General features: G+C 66.3%; 3 protein-coding genes. All 3 read left to right on the top strand.

Annotated features, from left to right (window positions below):
- The first annotated feature begins 40 nt into the window (after nt 1–40).
- The 3 genes from JAN01S_RS16015 (at nt 41) to JAN01S_RS16990 (ending at nt 4,781) form a co-directional block, all read left to right on the top strand.
- On the top strand, nt 41–1,348 hold the full coding sequence (locus JAN01S_RS16015) for an ISL3 family transposase (RefSeq protein WP_068319765.1): 1,308 nt from the start codon (nt 41–43) through the stop codon (nt 1,346–1,348).
- Nucleotides 1,349–1,974: 626 nt separating this feature from the next.
- Nucleotides 1,975–2,661, top strand: coding sequence for an ABC transporter ATP-binding protein (locus JAN01S_RS16010; RefSeq protein WP_068319762.1), 687 nt, complete (start codon nt 1,975–1,977; stop codon nt 2,659–2,661).
- Between the two features lie 1,343 nt (nt 2,662–4,004).
- Nucleotides 4,005–4,781, top strand: coding sequence for a hypothetical protein (locus JAN01S_RS16990; RefSeq protein WP_157075809.1), 777 nt, complete (start codon nt 4,005–4,007; stop codon nt 4,779–4,781).
- Nucleotides 4,782–5,559 lie beyond the last annotated feature (778 nt).

Raw genomic sequence — 5,559 nt, 5'->3', positions numbered from 1 at the left:
GGATGGAAGTTCTGACGCTCACCATCTGGAAGACCTCGACGTGCCTGACGCTACCTTCACTACCCCTGACCTGACCATGTTCTGCCGACTCGACGAGCTCGGCCTCGAGGCTGTCGGCCAACGACTCGAACCAGGCCGCGCGGTCCTCGCCTGTCGCGTCGTCGAGCTTGACCGGTGGTGCCGGCGCTGCGGCTGCGAAGGCGTCCCGCGCGACACCGTCACCCGGCGACTGGCCCACGAACCTTTCGGGTGGCGACCCACGACACTGGAAGTCACCGTTCGCCGCTACCGATGCACCGGCTGCGGCCACGTATGGCGTCAGGACACTACGCTCGCGGCCGAGCCGCGCGCGAAGCTCTCCCGCCGTGGGCTGACCTGGGCCCTGGAGGGCCTGGTGGTCGCCCACCTCACGGTCTCCCGGATCGCGCAGGGGCTCGGGGTGGCGTGGAACACCGCCAACGACGCGGTTTTGGCCGAGGGCAAGCGGGTCCTGATCGAGGACGAGCACCGGTTCGACGACGTCACCGTCCTTGGCGTCGACGAACACGTGTGGCGCCACACCCGCAAAGGCGACCAATACGTGACCGTGATCATCGACCTGACCCCGATCCGCGACGGTAGCGGGCCGGCGCGGCTGCTGGACATGGTCGAGGGCCGCTCCAAGCAGGTCTTCAAGGAATGGCTCGCCGCTCGCCCCGAGGCATGGCGTCAGGGCGTGGAGGTCGTCGCGATGGATGGGTTCACCGGCTTCAAGAGCGCCACTACCGAAGAGCTGCCCGAGGCCATCGTCGTCATGGATCCTTTCCACGTAGTCCGCCTGGCCGGTGATGCCCTCGACCAATGCCGCCGGCGGGTCCAACAGGAACAGCACGGGCACCGCGGCCGCAAAGACGACCCGCTCTACCGGGCTCGACGCACGCTGCACACCGGCGCTGACCTGCTCAACGACAAGCAACAGAACCGCCTGGCGGAGTTGTTCGCCATCGAGGAGCACGTCCCCGTCGAAGCGACCTGGGGGATCTACCAGCGGATGATCGCCGCCTACCGCGAACCAGACCGCGGCCTCGGGCGCACGGCGCTGGAGGACCTCATCGACGCCGTTAGCCACGACGTCCCGCCCGGCCTGAGCGAGGTCCGCAAGCTCGGTCGGACCCTGAAGACACGAGCCGGCGACGTGCTGGCCTACTTCGACCGCCCCGGCACTAGCAATGGCCCCACAGAAGCGATCAACGGACGCCTGGAGCACCTGCGCGGCAGCGCCCTGGGCTTCCGCAACCTGACCAACTACATCGCCAGATCGCTTCTGGAGAGCGGCGGCTTCAGACCCCAACTACACCCTCGATTGTGAAGTGAACCACCTTGGCCTCCTTGGTCCCGGCGTTGTTCCCGGACGACGACCCAATCGGTCTTTGTGCTCACCGACCCGACGCCCTGCCGCCACGCTCGAGGATCGCCTCCCCTTGGCGCTGTCGCGGGATTAGCGCTCGAGCGAGCCGGTGACGACGGCGGTGGCGCCCTCGAGTGTGAAGGGCCGTTACGCTACCCCTTGCGCGGGGGGTGTTGCCAGTGAGACATTGATCACAATCGGGCGCACCGAGCGCCTGTCATCAAGGGGAGAATGATGAGATCACTACGAGTACTTGCTGTCACGACGGCTGCTTTCGTCAGCCTGGCTGCTCCAGCGCATGCATACTTCGAGGCTTGGTACAGCAACGCCGTCCAGGTGACGGCTTCAGGCACTACGGTCAAGACCTACGACAAACGATGCGATGGTCAAGCAGCTCAGGCCAACTACTACCGTGGGGGATCGACCACGATGTACGAGACGACGAACAACGGAGGCTGCAACACCGTGCTGCAGTCACAGTCCCTGTCCACCGTGATCCAGATCCGAGCGTGCATGGTGGTCGCGTCCCAGCCAGATCCCTGCGGCCCGTGGGATTACACCGGCTGATCGCCATCGACAGGAAGCGCATGTCCGAAGCGACCCACGCACTCGATGTTGCTGGACTCACCTACGCGTACTCCAAATCTCCACCTGTCTTTCAGGACGCGACCTTTTCGGTCTCCGCTGGAGAGTCCGTGGCGCTCATGGGTCCAAGTGGCGTCGGAAAGACCACCTTGCTGTCCCTCGTGCTGGGGCTCATCGTCCCGGCACGAGGGACAGTCAGCGTCAGCGGCCGAGCCTGGTCGGACATGTCGGCGGCCGAACGCGCTCGGCATCGCGCCACTCGGATCGGCATGGTCTTTCAGTTTGGTGAGCTCATCGACGAACTCACCCCGCAGGAGAACATTGCCCTACCACTGCTCTGGTCGGGTCACGAGGGGGTCGATGCGATGTCTCGCGCGGCGGCGCTGCTCGACCGATTGGGCGTGCAGACCGCTGCCTCGACCTCAGATGTTGTTTCGGGGGGTGAGAGGCAGCGCATCGCCGTGGCGCGGGCCCTGATCGCAGATCCTCCAGTCATCTTGGCCGACGAGCCGACTGGGTCGCTCGATACCGACAATGCCGCGGTTCTGGCAGACCTCTTGTTCAGCCTCCCCTCGGATCGCGACTGCGCTCTCCTCGTCGTGACCCATTCCCGCGATGTCGCCGAGCGAGCAGACCGTGTCCTGCAGCTGACCCCCAGCGGCATCGTCGAAAGAGCATCGTGGGCATGAGGGGCCTCTGGTGGCGGGCAACCGGCTGGCGCCACGACCTCATCTGGACCTTCGTCGCGGCAGCAAGCCTATCCTTGGGCATCCTGTCGGCTCTGACGGCCTACGGCGTGTACGGGGTGAGGGCCGATACGGACGCCGCCCGGATGATCGTGGTCGAAGAGGGGAAGGTGACGCCGAGAACCACCGGGGTCTTCTTGGCCTACGACGACCTTCCGGGTCAGGGGCAGTTCAGCGTCGTGACCTTCTACCCGGGCGGACCCGACGCCCCGATGCCGCCCGGCCTTCCCGACGATCTTCGCCCCGGTGATGTCGCGCTCTCGCCGAGCCTGCTCAATGAGCCGGCATCCGAAGGACTGAAGACTCGCTATGGGCGTCTTGCCGGGACAATCTCCGAACCCGGTCTGGGATCACCGGATGAGAACCTCGCATACGTCGTGGGGCGAGGAGCTCCCCCGACTCGGTTCGTCGTGTCTCGTTTCGGGGCCGCAGGTGTCTCACCTTGGCAGGTTGCTGTGAGTTCTGCCGTCTTCGGGGAGTCCACGACGATCATGGCGCTCCCCGCTGTTCTCGCCGGCGTCTTGGGTCTGGTGTCGGTACCAGCGGCCAGTTTGGCGTGGGCCTGCAGCAGGCGTGGCGCCGACCGCCGGCACCATCGGGACCGGGTCCTCCAGGTCCTCGGGGCGCCACCCAAGACGCGCCTGGCTCTGCGCTTGGGACGCGCTCTTCCCGGAGCGCTGCTTGGGTCATCGCTGACCACTCTGCCGGTGTGGTCGTGGCTCCGGAGATCGCCCACCCTCCCATTCGTGGAGTTCACTATTTCGGGAAGTGCTCTCTCACTCCCGGTGGCCGGTGCAGGTGCGACTCTGGCTCTCATGGGGTGTCTGGCCCTCTTCGCCACCCCTGCTCGTGCACGACCACAGCGGTCCGCGGTCTCGCGCCGCGCCGCCGACTTGGACCCGACCCTCGTCCTCGTGGGCCCCCTGGCGGTGGCCGCTGCTGCATGGGTTCCAGATCGTCTGTCGGGGGGAAATGCCCTCGTCTACTCGCTGCTGACCTGGGGGTTGGCTGCCGCCAGTCTGCCTGCGATCGCAGTGAGCGCCGCTGTGGCGACTGCCATGCTTGGGGGTGGCTTGCGTCGTCTGGGCCATCGGCGGGCGTCTGCCACCCTGCTGCTCTCGGGGACGGCCCTGAGAGCAGCTACCCGGCACACTGCAGTCCTGACTTTCGCACTGGCCGCCTTGACTGGTATTGCCTTCCAGGCGACTCAGGTCGCATTGCGGACCCAGTCCGCTTCAGTGGACGCCAAGCGCCTTGACTCGACCATCGGGAGGACCAGTGCCCTCGTGGAGCTGCCGCAGCAAGCCGCAGCGCGCCGCTGGCTTTCGAACCTCCCCGCGCGGTCCGGGGCAGTGCTCGTGACTACGCAAGGGCTGACCGGTACCTGCGCCGATCTCGCGGCCTTGGACATTCCTTGTGATGCATCACCACCACGCTCTGCTCGGGGCAAGGCGACATTGACCGCACTCGGTTTCGGTGAGCAGGCTACGGTCGTCAGGCTCCGGTCTCCCGAGGCCCGAGCAGCGCGGTACATCGTTGTCTCCCGTGATGGGGCTCCCGTCGACCTCCCGGCCCTCAAGGAAGCCACCTACTCGGCAACCGGCCGAGTCACGCCCGTCGGCGCCGTCGCGGGAGGCTGGCTCGTCGCGAGTGAGGCGAGTGAGCACCAGTCTCGCTGGGTCGTCCTGTGGTCAGTCGCCGGATTGGTCCTCGGGGTGCTGGCCCTGCTCATCGCCTCGTCAGGAGCCATGAACGACCACAGCCGACGTCTGGCTCCCGTCATCGCCTTGTTCGGCCCGCGACGTGGCCGCATCGCGGCCGTGGTGGCTCTGACAACGGGGATCCCTTTCCTCATCGGTGGTCTCGTGTCGATCGGCGCCCATACGCTGGAAGCAATGGCCTTCCTCGGACGGATCAACCGTCCTGGAGCCTTGAACCCCTTAGCCACCAGCCTCACGGCCGTAATCGTCGCTGGGAGCCTCTTGGCTGTCGTGATCGCCGCGCGGCGGATCCTGCGTGAAGCCGACGACTGGACAGCCGGCCGGCCCCCTTCGTCCGGCTGACAGCTCGCCGAGGGGCACCTTCTCTTCCATCCGGTAGGACCGCAGGACAAGTTGGGCCCCAACACCGTCGGCTACTCAGAAGTCATGAATGAACAAATTTGACGACCAACCTCGTCACCATCGCCCAGGCCCACCCCGACAAGGTGGCCATCAAGCTCGACGACGCGGAGCTGACGTACGCGCAGCTGCACGGGCTCGCGGCCAAGGCTGCCAGCACCCTGCGCGCTGCCGGTACTAAGCCGGGTGACTGGGTCACCCCAGGGCCGAGGATGGCGGTCTCGAGGGTGAAGACGCTGGGCAACTGCTGCTCGAGGTGCTCGACCAGGGGTAACCACTCTCAGGTCAGGGTGGTCAGGACGAGGACGCGCAGGACCTGAAGCGCCCACTGCGCTCATGTTCTTCCCCTTCATGCCGCGCCCGCGGTCAGGGGCGGCTCGTCGTCGGTCGGGTCATCGTCGAAGCGGGCAGCCAAGGAAGGAACCTCGCCCCTGACGATGCGCCCCACGGTCGCACGGGGCACGCCGTACGTCGCGGCGATCGTCCGCTGCGGGCTTCCCTGGCGGGACTGCTGCACGGATAGGTGACGTTGTGGCCTGCCCTACTGCTTGGTTTCCACTTGCGGTGAGGAGTCTCAGGCTGGGATGGGGTTGTTCTCGGAGCGTAGTTCGTACTCGATCGGGGTGCGGTAGCCAAGCGCTGAATGACGGCGCTAGCGCCAGATCGCTACTCGAGAGCGGCGGCTTCAGACCCCAACTACACCCTCATCTGTGAAGAGCCC

Origin of the sequence: Janibacter anophelis NBRC 107843 (assembly GCF_001570945.1) — a bacterium.
Taxonomy (GTDB): Bacteria; Actinomycetota; Actinomycetes; order Actinomycetales; family Dermatophilaceae; genus Janibacter; species Janibacter anophelis.
This window is presented reverse-complemented; position numbering and strand designations above follow the sequence as displayed.